Origin of the sequence: Pseudoalteromonas sp. SR43-7 (assembly GCF_014163785.1) — a bacterium.
Taxonomy (GTDB): Bacteria; Pseudomonadota; Gammaproteobacteria; order Enterobacterales; family Alteromonadaceae; genus Pseudoalteromonas; species Pseudoalteromonas distincta.
Genome location: NZ_JACJDY010000021.1, coordinates 56,915 through 76,658, shown reverse-complemented (window position 1 = coordinate 76,658; position 19,744 = coordinate 56,915). Strand labels below are relative to the sequence as shown.

The 19,744-nt window shown below is 38.4% G+C and carries 17 protein-coding genes and 3 pseudogenes; 4 read left to right on the top strand and 16 right to left on the bottom strand.

The features are described 5' to 3' along the window. Positions 1 to 198 precede the first annotated feature (198 nt). The 5 genes from H5087_RS15610 to H5087_RS15590 all read right to left on the bottom strand — a co-directional run bounded on the left by H5087_RS15610 (position 199) and on the right by H5087_RS15590 (position 4,525). Positions 199 to 858 carry an NADPH-dependent FMN reductase gene (locus H5087_RS15610; RefSeq protein ID WP_182672638.1) on the bottom strand — a complete coding sequence of 220 codons (660 nt, stop codon included), beginning with the start codon at positions 856 to 858 and terminating at the stop codon, positions 199 to 201. Positions 859 to 1,132: 274 nt separating this feature from the next. Beyond that, entirely contained in the window at positions 1,133 to 1,936 is an 804-nt protein-coding gene (locus H5087_RS15605) for a hypothetical protein (protein WP_182672637.1), read from the bottom strand. 381 nt (positions 1,937 to 2,317) lie between these two features. Beyond that, positions 2,318 to 2,554, bottom strand: coding sequence for a hypothetical protein (locus H5087_RS15600; RefSeq protein ID WP_165743824.1), 237 nt, complete (start codon positions 2,552 to 2,554; stop codon positions 2,318 to 2,320). 72 nt (positions 2,555 to 2,626) lie between these two features. Next, positions 2,627 to 3,640, bottom strand: coding sequence for a DUF5924 family protein (locus tag H5087_RS15595; protein WP_182672636.1), 1,014 nt, complete (start codon positions 3,638 to 3,640; stop codon positions 2,627 to 2,629). Positions 3,641 to 3,775: 135 nt separating this feature from the next. Then, on the bottom strand, positions 3,776 to 4,525 hold the full coding sequence (locus H5087_RS15590) for a spermidine synthase (RefSeq protein ID WP_182672635.1): 750 nt from the start codon (positions 4,523 to 4,525) through the stop codon (positions 3,776 to 3,778). 613 nt (positions 4,526 to 5,138) lie between these two features. Between H5087_RS15590 and H5087_RS15585 the strand changes: the two genes are divergently transcribed. Both H5087_RS15585 and H5087_RS15580 read left to right on the top strand, forming a co-directional pair. Next, positions 5,139 to 6,116 (top strand): DUF1852 domain-containing protein, encoded by a 978-nt coding sequence (locus tag H5087_RS15585; protein ID WP_182672634.1) that lies wholly within the window; start codon positions 5,139 to 5,141, stop codon positions 6,114 to 6,116. A gap of 78 nt (positions 6,117 to 6,194) precedes the next feature. Continuing rightward, positions 6,195 to 7,223 carry a methionine synthase gene (locus tag H5087_RS15580; protein WP_182672633.1) on the top strand — a complete coding sequence of 343 codons (1,029 nt, stop codon included), beginning with the start codon at positions 6,195 to 6,197 and terminating at the stop codon, positions 7,221 to 7,223. Between the two features lie 541 nt (positions 7,224 to 7,764). On the opposite strand, the gene H5087_RS15575 is transcribed toward H5087_RS15580, so the two are convergent. The 4 genes and pseudogenes from H5087_RS15575 to H5087_RS15555 form a co-directional block, all read right to left on the bottom strand. Continuing rightward, a complete protein-coding gene (locus H5087_RS15575) occupies positions 7,765 to 8,922 on the bottom strand; it encodes a DUF547 domain-containing protein (protein WP_182672632.1) in 1,158 nt (385 codons plus the stop codon). 596 nt (positions 8,923 to 9,518) lie between these two features. Continuing rightward, positions 9,519 to 9,683 (bottom strand): annotated as a pseudogene (locus H5087_RS15570) (isochorismatase family protein); the annotation flags it as partial. A 637-nt stretch (positions 9,684 to 10,320) separates the two neighbouring features. Next, positions 10,321 to 11,553: pseudogene (locus H5087_RS20215) on the bottom strand (AGE family epimerase/isomerase). Between the two features lie 10 nt (positions 11,554 to 11,563). Then, a complete protein-coding gene (locus H5087_RS15555; RefSeq protein ID WP_220488809.1) occupies positions 11,564 to 12,385 on the bottom strand; it encodes an SDR family oxidoreductase in 822 nt (273 codons plus the stop codon). Positions 12,386 to 12,677: 292 nt separating this feature from the next. Here H5087_RS15555 and H5087_RS15550 point away from each other — a divergent pair. Further along, positions 12,678 to 13,148 (top strand): annotated as a pseudogene (locus H5087_RS15550) (transposase); the annotation flags it as partial. A 28-nt stretch (positions 13,149 to 13,176) separates the two neighbouring features. On the opposite strand, the gene H5087_RS15545 reads toward H5087_RS15550, so the two are convergent. The 3 genes from H5087_RS15545 to H5087_RS15535 all read right to left on the bottom strand — a co-directional run bounded on the left by H5087_RS15545 (position 13,177) and on the right by H5087_RS15535 (position 14,664). Further along, a complete protein-coding gene (locus H5087_RS15545; protein ID WP_182672628.1) occupies positions 13,177 to 13,623 on the bottom strand; it encodes a hypothetical protein in 447 nt (148 codons plus the stop codon). Between the two features lie 124 nt (positions 13,624 to 13,747). Next, positions 13,748 to 13,978, bottom strand: coding sequence for a hypothetical protein (locus H5087_RS15540; protein ID WP_131692412.1), 231 nt, complete (start codon positions 13,976 to 13,978; stop codon positions 13,748 to 13,750). A 185-nt stretch (positions 13,979 to 14,163) separates the two neighbouring features. Further along, the gene (locus H5087_RS15535; RefSeq protein WP_182672627.1) at positions 14,164 to 14,664 is read right to left on the bottom strand and encodes a hypothetical protein; all 501 of its coding nucleotides are present in this window, start codon (positions 14,662 to 14,664) and stop codon (positions 14,164 to 14,166) included. A gap of 241 nt (positions 14,665 to 14,905) precedes the next feature. Between H5087_RS15535 and H5087_RS15530 the strand changes: the two genes are divergently transcribed. Next, positions 14,906 to 15,865, top strand: a complete 960-nt coding sequence (locus H5087_RS15530; protein WP_182672626.1) for an integron integrase — start codon at positions 14,906 to 14,908, stop codon at positions 15,863 to 15,865. A gap of 243 nt (positions 15,866 to 16,108) precedes the next feature. Here the strand turns inward: H5087_RS15530 and H5087_RS15525 are convergent, their stop codons facing one another. Genes H5087_RS15525 through H5087_RS15510 form a run of 4 tightly spaced genes read right to left on the bottom strand, consistent with a single transcriptional unit; the run spans position 16,109 to position 19,741 of the window. After that, positions 16,109 to 16,879 (bottom strand): SDR family oxidoreductase, encoded by a 771-nt coding sequence (locus tag H5087_RS15525; protein ID WP_182672625.1) that lies wholly within the window; start codon positions 16,877 to 16,879, stop codon positions 16,109 to 16,111. 9 nt (positions 16,880 to 16,888) lie between these two features. Beyond that, complete coding sequence (mmsB, locus tag H5087_RS15520; protein WP_182672624.1) at positions 16,889 to 17,788, bottom strand: 3-hydroxyisobutyrate dehydrogenase; 900 nt, start codon at positions 17,786 to 17,788, stop codon at positions 16,889 to 16,891. A gap of 10 nt (positions 17,789 to 17,798) precedes the next feature. Next, positions 17,799 to 18,950: an enoyl-CoA hydratase/isomerase family protein gene (locus tag H5087_RS15515; protein ID WP_182672623.1), complete on the bottom strand. Its 1,152-nt coding sequence runs from the start codon at positions 18,948 to 18,950 to the stop codon at positions 17,799 to 17,801. Continuing rightward, positions 18,950 to 19,741: an enoyl-CoA hydratase gene (locus H5087_RS15510; RefSeq protein WP_182672622.1), complete on the bottom strand. Its 792-nt coding sequence runs from the start codon at positions 19,739 to 19,741 to the stop codon at positions 18,950 to 18,952. The genes H5087_RS15515 and H5087_RS15510 overlap by 1 nt, the downstream gene beginning before the upstream one ends. Between the last annotated feature and the right edge of the window lie 3 nt (positions 19,742 to 19,744).

Genomic DNA, 19,744 nt, shown 5'->3' with positions numbered 1-19,744 from the left:
GTGGAGAACACAGCAAAAATTTCGTTATTGAGTTGTTCTATATCAGAAACTTTTAATGCAGTTAGCGATTTAATCCCTTAAATTGATTAACTATTATTGCGAATTGGTATTATGCATTATTAAAAATATGTAGCGTTAATGATACCACTATATGCAGCTGTGTTTCTATAATCAATCCAAACAATTAATTAGCGCATATTAAGGCGCATTGCGCTGAGAAGGATCTGTTTTAAAGCTTTTTAGCAAACTTTGTGGGTCAACCACCTCGGTATGCTCTTTAGCAGCCTGCGCCCACCATATTAGTTGGCCAAACGTGCGTGAGAAATAATTAAACCACGATGATTGACTCTCTCCTGCAACAGGTTTGCCATCCTCACTAAACACATCTTGCGCTTTTGGCACGTGGATCATAGCCGATACTGGCAAACAGCCAAGTTCAGATAAAAACGTGCGCATACTAATGGCCGCTCTTACACCACCCCACTGTCCTGCTGAGTAAGTAACTATTGCACTTGGTTTATACGAAAATAGTGAGCTACCAAAATGATTAAGTAAGTCAGCGAGAGCTGGACTCATGCTGTGATTGTACTCAGGGCTAATCATTATATATCCATCTGCGGCTTTAATTTTATCAGCTAATAGAGTGAGCTCGGTAGGTGCTTTACTTTTAGCGTATGCAAAGTGTGGTTTAAATACGTTTTCGCTAGGAAAATCCAACGCATCAATTAGCTCAAACTCATGATCGCCAAAATGCTCTGTTAAGCATTCTATACAAGCCCTAGAAACCCTTAAGCCTAAGCGAGCTGGTTTTGGTGGAGTGCTATCGCGTACTGTGCCTAAAAATACTAAAAACTTCATATGTAATTCTCAACTTTTTAAACGATAGCTAAACACTAACATTTTTTAGTAATTGTGTATTACACATACGCATTGTTTATTGATTCAAAGCATAATAATAATTAAATTTAAAACTGAAATTTAGCAACAACCGCGCCGTTAAACATTTTTTATCGTGTGTTACTATTTGATCCTAAGATCGATTTAATCATGCAGCAAGAGTTTTACCCAGTAGGCTCTGAACTGCCTAAAAGTAAAACACACTGCTTCAAACTCATCCTTGAAAAAGTACGCCCTAGTATTGATAACTTAGCCCTACACCACCCCAAAATATATTTCGAAGTGTCTCGTCACCTGCAAAGCGTTTTTCATCTTTATTAACTGCAATGCTATAGCTTGTATATGTGTATAGGGCTAACTGATTAAAAAGCTGATACGACAAGTTTGCAGTAAACTTAACGTTGTTTACTCCGTTGTGCCCATCACTAACATACCCCGCGTTAACCCCCACGCCCGATTGAATATCTACTGATAGTAAATCGTTAATATAAAAATCTTTTTTTACTGCCATCTCCAAAAATGTACCGCTGGCATCAAATGAATAATAAACACTACTTAATAACTGAATATCGTCCGAATAAAAATACGCAACGTCGAGGCTTAGCTCATTATCGTGAGCATCAATGCCATATTCGCGAGCTTTAATATAGTTATAGCCTACATACATCTCTATCCGCTCAGATAAGTGAGCGGTATAAATAGCATTTAAATTAAGCTCTGAATAATCACTACTAATACCTTTTGCCGCCCAAGGGATCACCGCAAAGTTTTTATAGTTAACCTCAGTAGCAATTGATGCAATGCCATTACTGACAAGGTTATCTCGACCTTCGGTAACATATCGGCTCTCCCATAATGGGTGAATATGTAAATCAAACTCTTTATTTTTATAATTTACGTCAGTATGGGTATGCTTAATATTTCCGCCTACGCCCACTTCAAGCTCTTGGTAGTGCTCTTGTGTTTTTGCTTGTGCGTAAGCTGTATTTGCTACCGCTAGAGTCGTAATAACAAATACATATTTTAAATATTGAGTCATTTATTAAGTCCAAAACCATCATAAATGGTAAAAAGTGGCGCATAGTATTGTTATAAAACGTGTTTGCGAAATAAATAGATGCATATATATTGTTTTATTTATTATATTTTGAAGTATTTACTAAGTATTACCCATAAACTACAAGTTGCAATTAGCTCGGGTTTTAACCAGCAAACCAAAGCTATATACGCACCGAGCAATGCTCTAGCAGGTACTTAATTTAATAGTTAAAATGATAGTTATAGTACTCATGGTGAAGTGTTCCCTATTGCAAAAACAGGAAAAGTATAAGTAGGAAGTGTAAAAAGTGCGGTAACGGGACAAACATAAGCAGCAACAACTCAATAGGCTGATTATTCTTAACCTAATTTATTAGCAAATTTAATGACTTAAATAAGCCATAACGGCAATGAGTGCAACATAAAAACCAAAACCTAGTAAGAAGGTAAAGTCGACTCTTCTAGCTTTACTCGCTTTATAAGATGCAAAGTCTTTAAACTCGCTTTTATACAGCCCAAACGTAACCACTTTTAATAGTAGCCAACCGGTCGAGTAAAATAAAAAGCTCAAGCCAGTATCAACTATTAGCCAAATAAAAATCTCAAATGCAATACTCATTAACTATGTCCATTAGTTTGGAATACAAAAACTATATCAGCTATGTTTTTAAAATACAGCCGGCTTAGTTAATTAAGGTGTAACAGTAAATTTCGTTAAACCTATTAACTGACCTGATTCGGTGACTACTTTTACCTGCCACTTACCAACAGAGTCGCTAGGAAAATTCACCTTGTGGGTCCATGCTCTGTAACCTAGCTCTCTCCCGCCGTTTATATTTAACGTGATCCGATCAACTTCCTTTTTATTATGAAGCCACACATGAAATATTTTTTCATTTAAGCCTCTTGGTGCTTTAACAGCGGTCCAACTATATAAACCTTGATGATGCAGTGTATAAGAGTCTAACTGTTTAATACTCCCAACTGGCTTTTTATGCTGTAAATCAACTTCATGAGCTAACGTAATATCGGTTAATCGCAGCGCAGCAGGAGGCACATAACTTCTCAATTGCCACACCGCAGTGCTCAAAGCACATAAAATCAATACAAGAATAGGGAAACGCCACCAGCGCGCATTAGGCATTAAATTGTTTAAACTCGGAAGAGTAACCACTACAGCCGTTACAAGGGCTGCAGCTAAACTTTGGCTCGTGGTAAGGTTTAACAAAATAGGTAAGGTAACAAGTAAAACAACGAATAAAGCAAAGTTATGAAACACACTAAATAGCGTACGGTTTTTAGCAAGCTTCTTATAATAAAAGGGGTCGATTACCGATATAACCGCACATACCACAATGAGGGAGGTAAAAAATGCTTGAGGATGGTCCCACTGCGTAACCGCTAAAAAAAACGGCAAAGCAAAAAATAGACTTTCTTGTTGCACCATTTGTAGAGCAAAACGCATTACATTAGGAGATACAGCCACACCAAATTTTTCTTCTACTTTGTCTCGTAGCCAATTATCAATAATTAGCCACAACCAACTAATAAGTAAAAATATCGCAATAACTTGCGAAAAAGACTCTTTTCTATCTACAAGTGCAAAGCTGGCAACGCCCGACAAAAACGCCAATACAGCCAATAATCCAGGCCGCTTTTGCATCGCGCTTATAAATTTAGCGATTATATTTTTACAGTAATCCATGTATGCGTGTTTCCGTACGGGTACGTACTTTATTATTTTTATTCAGAGTATGATTAGTTTAACCAAGTTTAAATGAACAACAGATAGACGGATGGATTCAAACGCGCCATTTAACAGTACATCAAACTAACCATTTTAATTAAATAAAAGCCCTGCATAGCGCGTCATTGGTACGTTTATTAATTTTTGTAACGCGTGAGCCTTAGCAAGTAATTCATCCTCACTAAGTGCAGGCATTCTATTGTTAAAAGCGAGCACAATTTTATTACCGCCTTCAATAATAAAACTAAGAATCTTTCCTGCAAATTCTTTCTCAAGTAGTTGATCAAACGCTTCCCTCTGCCCAATTTTGGTATGGCAAATATTAAGTACTAAAACACCATCAAAAGTGAGCGCATTTTTACAATCGCGTAAGTAGGATGATTGCACCTGATCTGACTCCATCCCATCTGAGCTATATAAATCAGAAAAAATAACATCCGTTTTTATCTGCGTGTTTTTCATGTAGTTTGCCGCATCATCAATATGAATAAACAAACGTTCTGACACGGGAACTTCAAAATATTTTATAGCCATATCAGCAACGGCTTTACGATATTCAACGGTATGTATAGTCAGCGCGGGAAACGCATGATAAAGACTTTTTGCGATAGAGCCCGCCCCAAGTCCCATTATCATCGCGGTTTTTAAATTGGGTATAAAAAAAAGCGCAGCCATCATAGCTTGCGTATAAGCTAAGCTTAACCTATTAATATTATTTAATTTAATACAGCTTTGATAAATTTTTCCGTCAAAGCTGAGAATAAGATTCTTTTTTGTTTGATATACATAAACAGGGCCATGCTCATCAATAGTTGATGCAATACAAGTGCCTTTGATATCCACGAATACTCAATAGGTGAGGTGATGAAAAACGAGTATAACTTATTTAACGTACTGCCATGGCTATTAATATGATTTATAGCCTTTTATTAATTTACAGGCATTTATATACGTACTCAGAAAAGTCGGTTTATCTTTTGAGATTAGATTAGCTAAGGTATCTACTTATATAGCTAGCTGGAACTTACCCGTGACGACATTTATTATAAACAGCGATGCAATATGCTAAAAACCAACTAATAGACTGATATAGCTACAAAAAAAACTCTTTGAATACTCCTCATGTTTAACATGAATAAAGTACACATCAACACAAAGGAAGTCTAAACGGCTAAACATCCATCCTTTATTTTTATCGATTTATGCCTTTTTTTCGTCAATTACTACGTAATCGCATCTAACAATAATGTGTAATGAATATGACTCATGTTTTATGTGAAATTAAACCGTTTTTCTTCATATGCCAATCCACGTATAAATTACTCATCCCTTAGCGCTAAACACTATTACTAACAACTTAAAGCCGCTGAATAACAAAACCAGCTAAGTAAGTTGCAAGGCTAATAAAGCGCAGAGCATCAATCAGGTTTAAATTATAAAATTGGATATAAACACGATGAAAAAAGATTTTACATTTAATATTAAGAGCGTTTCACTCGACGAAAATTATCATCCATCAACTAATACGCGTATCACAACCAACTTTGCTAATTTAGCCAGAGGTGAATACCGCAAAGCAAACTTGCGTAACGCTTTAAACATGATTAACAACCGTTTTAATGCCCTAGCCCACTGGGATAACACCAAAGGTGAGCGTTATGCTGTTGAGCTTGAAATTGTCTCTGTTGAGATAGGTATTGAAGACGGCGGCGAAAGCTTCCCATCAATCGAAATATTAAAAACAAATATTGTTGACCATAAAACTAATAAGCGAATTGAAGGCATTGTAGGAAACAACTTTTCATCGTATGTGCGCGACTACGACTTTAGCGTACTCCTACAAGAGCACAATAAAGGTAAGTCTCAATTTAGTATTCCTGATGACTTTGGGGTTTTACATGGCAAGCTATTTCAGTCATTCGTAAATTCGGATACATACAAACAAAACTTTAAAAAACCACCGGTTATATGCCTAAGTGTGTCAGATAACAAAACCTACAACCGCACCGAAAACCAACACCCGGTACTTGGCGTTGAATACGAACCAAATGAATCGTCTTTAACTGAGCAATACTTCAAAAAAATGGGCTTGCAGGTACGTTACTTTATGCCGCCAAATAGTGCAGCGCCTTTGGCATTGTTTTTCTTTGGTGATTTACTTAATGATTACAGCAATCTTGAGCTTATAAGCACCATTAGTACGATGGAAACGTTTCAAAAAATCTACAGACCAGAGATTTATAATGCCAACGCAACAGCGGGTAAATCATATAAACCAAACTTAAAAAACTTGGATCATTCACTAACGCAAATTGTGTATGACCGAGAAGAGCGCGGCAAGTTAGCCAGTGAGCAAGGCAAGTTTGCACAAGAGCATTTTATCAAGCCGTACCAAACGGTCCTTGAGCAATTCTCTACTCGCTATCTGTCATAACAACTAATGGTAACAACCAGTAATAACGCGCTTAACGCTACGTTTAATAATTAACTAAAATATACGGCATTATTTATTATGAAAAAATTACTACCTACATCTACCGCTGGCAGTTTACCTAAGCCTTTATGGCTTGCAGAGCCAGAAACACTTTGGTCACCTTGGAAATTACAAGGTGATGAATTAACCCAAGGCAAACACGACGCTCTTCGCTTGTCATTATTCGACCAACAACAAGCAGGCATTGATATTGTTAGCGATGGTGAGCAAACAAGGCAACACTTTGTAACTACATTTATAGAGCACCTAAATGGCGTTGACTTTGAAAAACGTAAAACAGTAAAAATTCGTGACCGATACGATGCAAGCGTACCCACTGTTGTTGGCCCTGTGAGCCGCCAAAAGTCAGTGTTTGTTGAAGACGCTAAATTTTTACGCCAGCAAACCAAGCAACCAATAAAATGGGCATTGCCAGGCCCAATGACAATGATTGACACGCTTTACGACGATCATTATAAAAGCCGCGAAAAACTAGCGTGGGAATTTGCCATAATTCTAAATCAAGAAGCAAAAGAGTTAGAAGCCGCAGGCGTTGATATTATTCAATTTGACGAGCCCGCGTTTAATGTATTTTTTGATGAAGTAAACGACTGGGGAATTGCCTGTTTAGAGCGCGCAATTGAAGGGCTCAAATGCGAAACCGCCGTGCATATTTGCTATGGCTACGGCATTAAAGCCAATACAGATTGGAAAAAAACACTAGGAAGCGAATGGCGCCAGTACGAAGAAGCATTCCCTAAGCTTCAGCAATCTAATATCGATATTATCTCATTAGAGTGCCATAACTCGCATGTACCAATGGATTTACTAGAACTCATTCGCGGTAAAAAAGTAATGGTAGGCGCAATTGATGTAGCAAATCATACTATCGAAACGCCAGAGGAAGTAGCTAATACGCTGCGTAAAGCACTGCAATTTGTAGATGCCGACAAACTCTACCCGTGTACAAACTGCGGTATGGCTCCACTACCTCACCATATAGCTAACGGCAAATTAAATGCCTTGAGCGCTGGAGCTGAAATTATAAGAAAAGAACTAAATAAGTAAAATAGGGTTTAGATCTACATACGCCCTAAGATGAATCAACTTACCTAGCGGCATTGAAAAGTAAGAGATCACCACTGTTAAAACTTGCGGTGGGAAGTGAGCTTTAGAGCTTGCTGTCCACCTCAGAGGTGTTGTTAGGTATACACTGCTCGAAAGAGAACAATACCTGTAATTATGATCAAAGAACAATATATAAACTGCTCAGCTAAGTATATCAATAATCTACTTTTTACAGAACACTTAAACATATAAGACTCTTTGTAAATTAAGCCATAAATTAGCAATATAAACCATGCTAAAAAGAATATAGATATGAATACGAGTTTTGCAAACGGCTGAATTAGGATATCACTAATTGCCAACCCACAAAGTAAGAATACAACGATTAAGAAAGTAGACTCAAAAATAGTTTTGAATTTTTCTTTAAGGATCAACACCAGACTCAATACTTCCTTGTATACCTAACAAGCCTATAGATTAACTCGTTTTTTATTTGTTTTTTTTCTCACCATACTGAGCTACTGTTCATATATTGTAAATTTTAGTTTTCATCTTGTAATTCTAGGTCTGTTATCGTTACGGATGTCTCACCGTAATTCTTAGCTCTTACTCTCATTAACTCCTTTAACCTGGTTATTTCTCTAGCTGAAAGTCTGAACTTTCCACCTGTGTTCGCGTCTTTAGTGACTTTATCGGTCAACGCATAATTTCTTGACATTCCTATTGATGCTGCTGAGTTAGTAGACATGCCCCCACCAAAGACTCTTTTACTTCCAAATAGATCAGCAATTGCCCAATTATTTATAATGGGTTCAATTTTATCCGACTTATTTATTATTTCTTGGGTTGTTTTATCAGCAAATTGCAACAGATGAAGTTTGAGGTCATTGCTAAAATTAGGAAAATAATCAGCATTTCTCGCATAATAACTTGAGACCTCTAAACTATTTAGAGAATCAATTTTTGTACCTCTATTCGAATTGACAAAATCTGTTGCATTATTTTTTAATAGCTTATATACATTTTTACCTGAAAAGGCTTTTTTATTGATATTTGGGCTGCCGATATACCCTTGATATAATCCATAAATAATTAAAGGTTCTTTACTATAGTTTTTATCTAAAATCCCATACTGTATGTCACTGAGACTCAACTGAAGACTACCAATATTCACTAGCTTTTTATCCAATAGTGAGTCAGGACCAGTTAATATTTTTTCTAAACTAACTATTGGATACCGCTTAACAATTTCGTTAATTAAAGTAATGTTATAAAGATTAAGCCAATAGGCCAATTGCTCTTGTTTTGAATATAAATTAAGGTTGTTTTTCTCGGGCAATGATTCTAAATATTTTTTAACATCATTGACTAAACTTTTTTGTTTAGGAGATTTTATCAACTCATATGTGAATCTGTTACTTTCATTATGGGTAGCACTGGGGAAAACATTTCTTAACCTAGTACCTATCGGAGGTTTGTCAAGTTTAGCATTTATTCTTCTGGATGGCCCCATATCAAGAACATTCGATTCTAATAATATGTTCACAGGTTCAAAGTTTATTGTTAACTTAGATTTAGGTGAATAACCGCTAAATTGAGGATAGGCTTTATCCTCAGCATGAAGATATTTTGGGGCGCTTAAAAGCAACAACAAACAACTAAACTTGATCAATAAACTAACTAATTTAAATAAACTCATAAAAAATCCTTATTTTGAGTAGAATAGCCCACATTCTTCATGAGCAACATAACGAATCTGTAGATTAACTCGTTTTTTATTTATTTTTATTGATAAACAAACCATAGCTGAGTTCCTATTTTGGTTCAATCGATTACTGTATTTTATGCAGAATATAAAGTGGGAATTTGGTGTTGTTTTAATTGGCGTTTTGGAAAGGGTTGCGGCTGGTTGAGTAGCTTTAATTTAGGGTAAAAGGGCCTCCCTTTCTCAATGCATCGTCTTTTGCAACTGTATTTTATGAACAAGGCAATACAGTTTCCACACAATAAAGTAAAGGCATTCATTTTCATCTGACCTCGTAAGGTCAGTTTGTTCATCCCTTTATTCACGATAATATTTCGCTTTTTACTTAAAGGAAAGCCGGTTCTATACAGCCGAGTCGTTTGCCATTATTTAATAAACAGCTATTGTCTTCCGATTCGGCTATCTATTTTTGCTTTCATTATGCCTACATGGCTCAGCTTTTTTTCGTGATTCATTATATAACAATGAAAACTTCATACTGTTTTAGTTGGCTTTTTTCGTAATAATTAGAATGGGTGTCAGCCTAATTATTCATCAGGATTTTGTTCAAGATAAATAATTGGCAGCGATAATGCTTGAGCTCCTTTAATTAACTTTTCACAGTTAGATATTAAAACATCACTTTCATGAACTAAACGCGCGAGCTTGCCTTGAATATCAACAACAATAAGCCCAGTATTCTCTTTAGTTAACATATTAGCCCTTAAATTAAATATATAAGTAATAACAAGTTTATTGAAAAAGAGATCACTTATCTTCTGTGAATTTAGGTAACGCCAACTAGAATGTGTCTTTATATAGTTGATAACCGTTAAGACCAAGTAAGTGTTATGCCTATTAACGCTTCACAACAAATGATAGAGGCGACTCATATGCTTACGTTGCAATTTTTATGGTAAATATACTACCTAAAAACATTCTCGCCTCAAATAATAACTCACGACGTTAATTAAATTTTTTACTATGTATTTATCATCACTACATAAAATGTTTTACTAACACATTATTTATACTTATTTTTTCATTGGAGCGGTATAGAAGATATTGTAAATTTAGTAATGAATATGCCTTTTCAATGCTTTCCACTCGCTTAAAAGTAGTACTTATAGCCACAAAACAGCCATTATTTAAAAAACCGAAAATAAAGTAGATGCCCCCCAGTTAAAGTAGAAGGCACTCTACAAGTGTTTATCTCATTGATAATTGTTAATAACAGTTTAAAAAACTCTAGATTTTTAGATTAAAAAAATAATTACAATCTATTACAGCTAAAGCGTGGTTAAAAGACAATCTAACCACACCTTGCTTTATTGTGTAATGACTTTCCAAAACTTATAGGTTGTGGTTTCTCAACCCGCCAGCAAGGGATGCGCTGATTGGCAGCAGCGGCGTTAAGGTTGCTTGAAATGCATGGTAAAGATCTTCGCGAAGTGGGTAAACCTTTTCGGTTCGCTGTCCATCGTTGTCAACCTCAGGAAGCCAACCACCCTTTTCCGAGTCAATTATCATGCTGGCAATATAATCCCAGACTTCGCGATATATTGCCTCAAACCTCATGTCATCTGTGCGTCTGATCAATAGGTATGCTGTATTAGCAGCCTCCGCCTGAACCCACCAAGGCCTATTGGCAACCGAAACTTGATTGTCCCATCCAATTGTATAAACCATTCCCTGCTTACCATCGGCATTCCAACCATAGTGCATGGCACTATCTAATAGTCTTATTGCATCTTCTAACAACCAATCTGGTGCTGCTTGCCCGCTTGCAACAAGTCCAGCCTCAACTTTCAACAACAATCCACCCCACTCTGCAAAATGACCAGGGGTTAGCCCCCACGGACGTAAATCATCTGTGGGTTTATTTGCGTTGTAATCCGTCAATATCTGCCAGTTAGTATCAAAATGCTCAGGTAAACGGTAATCATACGAGCTAGCAATGTCATGGCCGAAGCGCTCTACCAGCCCCATAGCCCGATTTAGCCATATTTCTTCACCTGTCGCATCAAACAATGCTAGGAAGGCCTCAGTTGTATGCATATTGGCATTAGCACCACGATAGCACTCGCTTTCATTCTATTTCTCATCGAAACTTGGGGCCATTACGCCTTCAGCCTCAACCCAGAAATGCTGATTAATAATCGCAACGATAGCATCAAGCAGTTCCTGTGAGCGAGGTCGCTCGGCCATACTTGCGCTCGCCGCGGCGAGCGCCACAAAAGCATGAACATATGCCTGTTTAATGCCTTTGTGGCCTTCATCCTCAAACCAACCACCCTGCTCATGGTCTCTCAATGCCCCATCTAGCAGTGCTTGCAAGCCGTGATCGACTAATTGGCTCGCGCCAGGAACACCCAGTAATGAGGCAAGACTATAGCAATGAACCATTCTAGCGGTAACGATAGTGACAGCCGAGTGGCCAGTCAATTGCCCTTTATCATTCAGCGTGCCAAAACCTCCGCTTACTTTCGCTTTTTTATAATGCTCAAGCAAATGCTGGCCTTGATTGCTCAACCAATTCCTATGAGTACTGCGTTTATACCAAGTATCTTTGTTTATTTGTTTCATAACAAAAGTCTTAACCATTGATAATCATGCCACCATTGACGTGAATAGTTTGGCCGGTAACGAAAGAGCTATCTTGACATGCTAAATAAACAAATGCGGCAGCCATTTCACGTGGTTGTCCCATTCGCTGCATTGGAGTGACCTTATCCATGTCTTTTATAATATCGTCGTCATATCCTTTGAAAGTTAGCTGAATTTCAGTCACTACAGGGCCAGGTGCGACCTCATTAACACGGATACCTTTCTGTGCTAATTGCAACGCAAGTGCACGGGTAAATCCGTTGATGGCTCCTTTGGTCGCTGTGTAAGGCACCAAATGCTTATTACCAGCAAATGCATTGACAGACGTGGTATTGATGATGCTAGCACCTTCATTTAGATGTGGCAGCGCGGCTCGCGCCAGATAGAACATACCGTGCATATTGACATCAAAATGGGCTGCCCATTGCTCATCACTAATATCAGTTAAGCTATCAAATGGCTTTTGAAAACCAGCGTTATTAACCAAAACATGCAACTCACCCCAATGATCAATCACTTTAGCCACCGCCGCATCACAGTTTGAACTTTTACCAACATTTCCCTGTATAACCAAAACCTCTGCCCCTTCGGATTCTATTGCTTTGCGGGTGTGCTCTGCAGCGTCAGCATCAGTATGGTATATAAAAGCTATCTTCGCGCCTTCACGGGCCGCATGCAATGCCACCGCACGGCCAATGCCACTATCACCGCCGCTTATTAATATTGTTTTGTCCTTCAACTTTCCTGAGCCTTGGTAGTCCTGCGCGATGAATTCTGCTTGTGGCATTGCTTTATCTATCTGCTTACTCATGGGGATCTCCATAATTTAATTAGTAGTGCGAGCACTGGATTAATTTCAGGTAATAATCATATTGATAATAACTGAACCTAGGTTTAACAAAATTGATACGTACGAGTATTTTAAATAATTCGTTATAATTTGATGTCTTAACCATCCCCAAGCTCTAGTCCAGGTACAGTCGATTACTGACTTTTTACGTAAAATTAAAAAGCCGTTTGTGCTTTTTTTGAACGAAAGGTTAGGTTAAAGAAAAGCTTCTCTTTAAAAAATTAAGGATGGGTGTCACTGTTATTTTGTCCTAATAAAACCTATCCTAACGGCATTAAAAAATCAGATTGAAAAAGTAGATTTGAAACTACAAAAACTCATCAAAGAATGTGACGAATATAAGGTCAAGAATGACATTATTCAAAGTGTGCCTGGCGTTGGGAATGTTGTCGCATTTAACTTACTTAGTGACATGCCTGAGCTTGGGTGTGTAAACAATAAAGAGGCTGCATCACTGGTTGGTGTTGCACCATTTAATCGAGAAAGTGGTGCTTATCAGGGTAAACGGATGATACGAGGTGGACGGCCAAAAATTTGAACCGCAATGTATATGGCAATGATGTCAGCTATCCAATGTAACCCTAAATTTAAAGCTATTTATCATCGGCTAGTCGCGGCAGGGAAACCTAAAAAAGTGGCTATTATTGCCTGTGTAAGAAAGCTTATAGTAATCATAAATTCTATGGTGAGGGATGGTGTCATGTGGGATCCTAAAATGGTTTGAAATTAGGAATTGACACCATAGTCACTTGTTATGTGTAAACTTGCTCCAAACAGCTGAATTCACTAAAGATAACTTTAAAAGTAGAGCCTGAACGAAGTTCTAAAACATGTTGGAATAAACCGTCTACAATAGATATTTCATGTGTTAATACATCACCATGAAATGTGTCACCATAATTAAATGGGTTTTCAGAACCCAAGATTTCATATGACTTAACATTAAAATAGTTAAGTACAATATCACGATCATGTTGCTGACCGAGTAAATTTAAAACAATAGATAATGATGGTTCAAATGGGCGGATTTTATTTCTATTTTCAGCGATAGTAATCGATGTTACCCACGAATCATGAAGAGATTGTGGGTGGTTTAATTCATATCGCTCACTATTTGAAGCGAATTCAAATAATTCATTTGGATAAATATCCTTATTTGAATTTAGATTAGAAATATATTGGTCAAAACTAGAATTCATTCACCTAACTTCCATTTACACATAACGCCCAGCTAAGCCGCCGGAACGGAGTTGATTGTTTTGTGCGAGCGTAGCGGAAAAGCACAAAACGAGCAACGCAGTGGAGGTCGGATTGAGCTGTTTGTTATGTGCGAGGCTCACGCTTGTTCCATACTAGTGATGGACACACCGTTGACGCATATTTTTGTGCTTCTTCAATTGACGAATATGCTCCTCCCTGAAAAGTAGAAGTATTTGAGTATGCGCCAATATGAAGACCATAAAACTCACCAAAACGATCCTCTCTAACGACAGGTTCATCTTCGTGGTCGCCAGAACCAGGCTTGAAATTAGTTTTAATAATATGAGCCTCCATATCTACAGCTTCATCATAGAGCCATTTCCCGCTAACAATTAGTTCTTCTACTATTTTGACCAATACTAACTCCCTAGCACATAACGCTTTGCTAAGGGGCAATTGACTGTTGGCTATACTTGCGCGAAGCGCCAAACCAACTGTTAATTGTCCCAGTGAGTTTACGAACGAACTTAAGTAACTTGTTATGTACTTTCGCTAGCTTGCTGAACAGAAGCTTGCTCTTGATTTTGCTCTGGAGGACTTTGATCAGTTTCTTCGTTAGCCTGATTGACACTCGTTTCTGAACCTGTCTGGATATAAGGCAAATGCATTAACCAGAAAAATATACCTATTAGAAAAAATCCAGGTGATATAAGCATACATAAGTCAGTAATAGACTTATTAAGGTTTAACATTGACTCATTAGTTTCAACTGCCTTATTTGCTGAATTTAACTTTGCTTGAGAAACAATTAACTTCAGTTGGTCTTCCTGTTTAAGATTTTTTTGACTTTTGTAATAATCAACTTCTGCTTGTGCCACAGATTTACTTTCATAAACCTTGTTTTCATTTGAAGCTAAGCTAAATAGCTGTGACAATATCGAAGTTACTAGAAATGCTGCAACTACAACACTTGTTTTAAGAAAAAAACGGTGGATGTCTTCCTGACAAAAAACTTTATCCAATGTGATTTTATTTTCCACAAATACTCCTTAGTACATAACAACTTTGTCTACGACATTTGTCGTTTTATAAACCGACAAATGTCCATATCTTACAGTGCATTTATCTTAACCATCAAATAAACAACTGTAAACAATTAGTTAACTGGAAATTATTTTTAATCAATGCACAAATACACCGAAATGGTGGAGATCAGTAATATTGGACAAAACAACAAGCACTGTCTATATATACAGTTAACTTTTACTAGAGATTCATATCATGAAATCACCTTTTTTAACTATGATAGCCGAACAAATGTATCTAAAGCGTTATGCTAAAAGTACTATTAAAGCGTATTTATACTGGATAGCTTCGTTTATTCGATTTAACTCTATGAGGCACCCAACAACGATGGGAGATAATGAGGTCGAACTTTTTTTAAATTACTTAGTCAATCAACAAAATGTTGCTCCTAACACTCAAACACAAGCCTTAAATGCGTTGAGCTTTTTATTTAAAGAAGTGATTAAAAAGCCACTTTCATTATCATTAAGTTTTATTAAGAGCAAACGAGCAACTAAACTACCGGTAGTTTTAACGCAGCAAGAAATAAATAATTTTTTTAAAGTGTGCTCTGCAAAGCATTATTTACCCTGTGGATTACTTTATGGCAGTGGTATGCGATTAATGGAGGTACTGCGTTTACGGGTACACGATATTGACTTTGACTATAACTGCATTCGAATTTGGGATGGCAAAGGAGGCAAAAATCGTGTTGTAACCCTTGCCGTAGAGCTCACACCGCAATTACGTTCTCAAATACAATTAGTTGATAGTTACCTGCAATTAGATCTGAAAAACCCCTTGTATAGCGGCGCTTACATGCCTCATTTATTACGTAAAAAATATCCAAACCACAATAGACAGCTGGGCTGGCAATATTTATTTTCATCACATAAATTAAGCATTGATCCTGAGAGTAAGCAATTAAGACGTCATCATATCGATGAAAAACAATTACAACGCGCTGTTAAAAAAGCCGCTTTTGATGCACATATTAACAAACATGTTACGCCACATACTTTACGCCACTCTTTCGCTACGCATTTACTGCAAAGCGGCGCTGATATACGTACAGTACAAACACAATTAGGTCACAGTGACGTGCGTACCACACAAATATCCCATGTACTACAACAAGGTGCCAACGGGGTTATTAGCCCGTTTTCAAGATTATAAATATCTCAGTAACAAGGCAAAATTTGGGTTATATAGTTTATCTATATGAGAAGTTTTTAACGCAGTTAATTGGAACGCTAGAATGTTCTACGTTTTAATTCAGCGGGTATACTACCCATGTTTTACAACAAATTGCCAACGCCGTTATTAGCCTTTTTCAAGATTATAAACTCCCCGATTTAAAACAAAAAAGCACAGCCCACAAGCGCCATGCTTTTTAAACCAATCTTAATCTAGCTCGCTTTACAAACGAATTCCGCCGTCTATTTCTACCACGCGACCGGTAAAAAAGTCGTTTTCGATTATGTATTGTGCAGTATGGGCAATTTCGTCGCTTTCGCCTAAGCGCCCTACTGGCGTTACTGCGAGCATACGCTCTTTGGCTTCGGGCTTCATGGCGTCGGTCATGGCGGTACTTATTACACCTGGTGCAATAGCGCCTACACGTATACCAAAACGGCCAAGTTCTTTAGCCCATGTGGTGGTAAGTGCCACTACGCCTGCTTTTGATGCCGCGTAGTTTGTTTGACCTATGTTACCTGCGCGCGCTACGCTCGACATATTAACGATTACGCCGCCTTTGCCTGATTCAATCATGTGGCTTGCAGCTTCCCGCCCTGCTAAAAACACACCCGTCAGGTTTACATCAATCACGGATTGAAATTGCTCAAGAGACATTTTTTTAATGACTTTGCCGTCTTTAGCCTTTATAAACATGCCGTCGCGTAAAATACCGGCGTTGTTTATAAGCACACCAATGTGGCCAAAATCGCTGTTAATAGTATTAAATACGTTTTCTACTTCGCTCTCATTTGTTACGTTTGCGGCATAACCTTTGATATTGCTAGTTACACCTTCAAGCTGCGTTAATTGCTCGCATGCTGTGTTTAATAAGTCTTGCGCCATATCTATTAAAGCAATGTTAGCACCCATAAGTGCAAACTTTTGCGCCATTGCAAAGCCTAAACCTTGTGCGCCACCGGTTATTACTACCGTGTTATTTTTAATCTCCACGCGTTGCTCCTACTTTGAAAACAGTTTAAAAATGGCACTAAAGTCATCACTACCCGCACCTTGGTGCTGTAGCATAGTGTATAAATTTTTAGCCATTGAACCCATAGGGGTTGATGAATTACTTTGCTGCGCGGCTTCCATAGCAAGGCCTAAATCTTTAGCCATTAAATCGACCATAAAGCCAGGTTTGTAATCGTTACTTGCAGGGGCTGCATCCATTACACCTGGGCAAGGGTTGTAAAGTTCAAGCGTCCAGTTACGGCCCGAACTTGCGGTCATAATGTCGCTAAGTACTTTAGGATCGAGGCCGTTGTTAATACCCATTTGCAGTGCTTCGCTGGTACCTGCCATTAAAATGCTAAGTAGCATGTTATTACATATTTTTGCTACTTGCCCTGCGCCAATATCGCCTGCATGAAATATGTTTTTACCCATATCACTAAGCACTGTATTTGCTTTATCGAACGCTGCTTTTTCGCCACCTACAATAAAGGTAAGAGTGCCAGCAGTTGCGCCTGCAACGCCGCCCGATACCGGTGCATCAACGAAGCTTATGCCTTGTTTACCAAGTGTACTGCCTACAATACGTGCTGATTCTGCATCTATTGTTGAGCAATCAATTACTAATGTATTGTTGCTCAGCCCGTTAATTAAACCGCTGTCGTCGTTATTACCTAAGTAAAGCGACTTAACATGTTTGCCCGCAGGTAACATACTAATAAGTACGTCAGCATTAGTTGCGCACTGCTGTGCATCAACTGCTGCTTTTGCGCCTTTACTTGCAAGCTCATTTACGACCGACTGGTTTAAATCAAACACGCTAACAGTATGGCCTGCTTTAATTAAGTTAGCCGCCATTGGGCCGCCCATATTACCTAAGCCGATAAAACCAATATTGAGTTTAGTCATCGTCTTTCCTTTATTTGTGTGATGGCGTGTCTAAGCCATTGAGAGGGTGGTTTTCGCCAAAGCGATTAGCAAAAAAGCTGTCGATTATTGTTTGTGGGACATCACTAAGTGTTTTGTACTGCCAATTAGGCGCGCCGTCTTTATCTATTAATAACGCTCTTACGCCTTCTTGAAATTCACCTACTTCGCCAGCGCGCACCGACATACCCAGCTCCATTTTAAAACACGCTAATAAGCTTTTGCCTTTACTTGTTTTTAATTGCTCACTAACGAGCGCGCAGCTTAGTGGGCATCCGTGTTTAAGTGATTTTTGAGCGCGTTGTAGCCACTTGTCATTAGTGGTTAGCCCTAAAATATAATTAACCTGCTCTTGCAAGGTTTTAAACTCACCCAGTTTTTGAATCGTTTTTAGGTTAGCTTTTATATTGCCTTTAGGCATACGCGCAGATTGGTTGTCTAAATCGGTTAATAACTTAGTTAAACGCTCATGATTTAAGCTCGCAGTTTTGCCCCACTTTGCAGTTAAAATTTGCGCAAGCATGGCATCATATTTATTACTATCGATAAAGTGATCGGCAAGCGATACAAAACGCGCGTCGTCACAGTTAATTGATGCCGACGTTAGCCCTAAAAATAGCCCCACACTTTGTGGCATTTTATGTAAAAAGTAACTGCCGCCTACATCAGGGTATAAACCTATGGTTTGCTCTGGCATGGCAATGCGTGATGTTTCAGTAACAACGCGGTGGCTAGCACCGGCCATTAGCCCTAAACCGCCGCCCATTACTATGCCGTTACCCCAAACGAGGATAGGTTTATCAAAGGTATGAATAAGATAATCAAGCTTGTACTCAAGCGTAAAAAACTTTTCAACTAAGCTTGTTGGTTTACCCTGCGCCATTGCATGATGAAGGCTTACAACATCGCCGCCTGCACAAAATGCTTTATCGCCTGCGCCTTTTAACAACACCATTGCAATAGCATCATCGTCTTGCCAAGCTCGCAATTGCGGCTCAAGTAATTTGATCATCTCAAAATTAAGTGCATTTAAGGCTTTAGGCGCATTGAGTGTAATAAGCCCAATTAAACTGCCATTTTCTGCGGCTGCAGTTTCAAATACCACGGGCTCATCGGCGCTATTTAATAATGTTAAAGCACTCATTAGCCGTTTACCCAGTTAGCGCGGCGTTTTTCTAAAAAGGCATTTACGCCTTCTTGTTGATCCTCGGTATCAAACAATCCAACAAACAATTCACGCTCAAGAGGCAATACACTTGCCATGGGTTGATGACGCCCCTTTTGAATCAATGTTTTACACGCAGCAACTGAGGTAGGGCTTTGATCGGCCACTTGGTTTGCAAGTTTTAATGCCGCTGCAAAGCTTTCACCGTGTGGTACTACTTCTTCTACTAAGCCAATTTGTAGGGCTTTATCGGCTTTTAAGCGCTCGCCGCATAAAATCATGCGTTTTGCCCAGCCTTCGCCTACAAGCCATGCTAAATTTTGTGTACCACCCGCACAGGGTAATAAGCCAACTTTAGCTTCAGGGAGCGCCATTTGTGCTTGCTCTTCAGCTATACGTATATCGCACGCAAGCGCCACTTCTAGCCCGCCGCCCATTGCATAGCCATTAATGGCTGCAACCGACACGCCTCTAAAATTAGTAAGCGCTTCAAACGCTTCACCAAATACACACGACATATCGGCGGCTACGCCTTTATCGCCACCAGCAAATACGTTTAGGTCGGCACCTGCGCTAAAAAACTTCTCGCCTTCACCAGTCAGTACTAATGCATAAATATTTTTATTGTTATTAAGCGCGTTAACGGTATTTTTTAAATCAATTAATGTGTCTTTTGTCCAGGTGTTTGCTGGCGGATTAGACATAGTTAAAATTGCAACATGACCTTCGGTTGTTAGTTCAATACTCGGATTAGATTTAGATTCTGACATACA

Bases quoted from the DNA above. Each gene is read 5' to 3' on its own strand.
- H5087_RS15610 (WP_182672638.1), bottom strand. From the start codon at position 858: ATGAAGTTTTTAGTATTTTTAGGCACAGTACGCGATAGCACTCCACCA.
- H5087_RS15605 (WP_182672637.1), bottom strand. From the start codon at position 1,936: ATGACTCAATATTTAAAATATGTATTTGTTATTACGACTCTAGCGGTA.
- H5087_RS15600 (WP_165743824.1), bottom strand. From the start codon at position 2,554: ATGAGTATTGCATTTGAGATTTTTATTTGGCTAATAGTTGATACTGGC.
- H5087_RS15595 (WP_182672636.1), bottom strand. From the start codon at position 3,640: ATGGATTACTGTAAAAATATAATCGCTAAATTTATAAGCGCGATGCAA.
- H5087_RS15585 (WP_182672634.1), top strand. From the start codon at position 5,139: ATGAAAAAAGATTTTACATTTAATATTAAGAGCGTTTCACTCGACGAA.
- H5087_RS15580 (WP_182672633.1), top strand. From the start codon at position 6,195: ATGAAAAAATTACTACCTACATCTACCGCTGGCAGTTTACCTAAGCCT.
- H5087_RS15575 (WP_182672632.1), bottom strand. From the start codon at position 8,922: ATGAGTTTATTTAAATTAGTTAGTTTATTGATCAAGTTTAGTTGTTTG.
- H5087_RS15555 (WP_220488809.1), bottom strand. From the start codon at position 12,385: ATGAGTAAGCAGATAGATAAAGCAATGCCACAAGCAGAATTCATCGCG.
- H5087_RS15545 (WP_182672628.1), bottom strand. From the start codon at position 13,623: ATGAATTCTAGTTTTGACCAATATATTTCTAATCTAAATTCAAATAAG.
- H5087_RS15540 (WP_131692412.1), bottom strand. From the start codon at position 13,978: ATGGAGGCTCATATTATTAAAACTAATTTCAAGCCTGGTTCTGGCGAC.
- H5087_RS15530 (WP_182672626.1), top strand. From the start codon at position 14,906: ATGAAATCACCTTTTTTAACTATGATAGCCGAACAAATGTATCTAAAG.
- mmsB (WP_182672624.1), bottom strand. From the start codon at position 17,788: ATGACTAAACTCAATATTGGTTTTATCGGCTTAGGTAATATGGGCGGC.
- H5087_RS15515 (WP_182672623.1), bottom strand. From the start codon at position 18,950: ATGAGTGCTTTAACATTATTAAATAGCGCCGATGAGCCCGTGGTATTT.
- H5087_RS15510 (WP_182672622.1), bottom strand. From the start codon at position 19,741: ATGTCAGAATCTAAATCTAATCCGAGTATTGAACTAACAACCGAAGGT.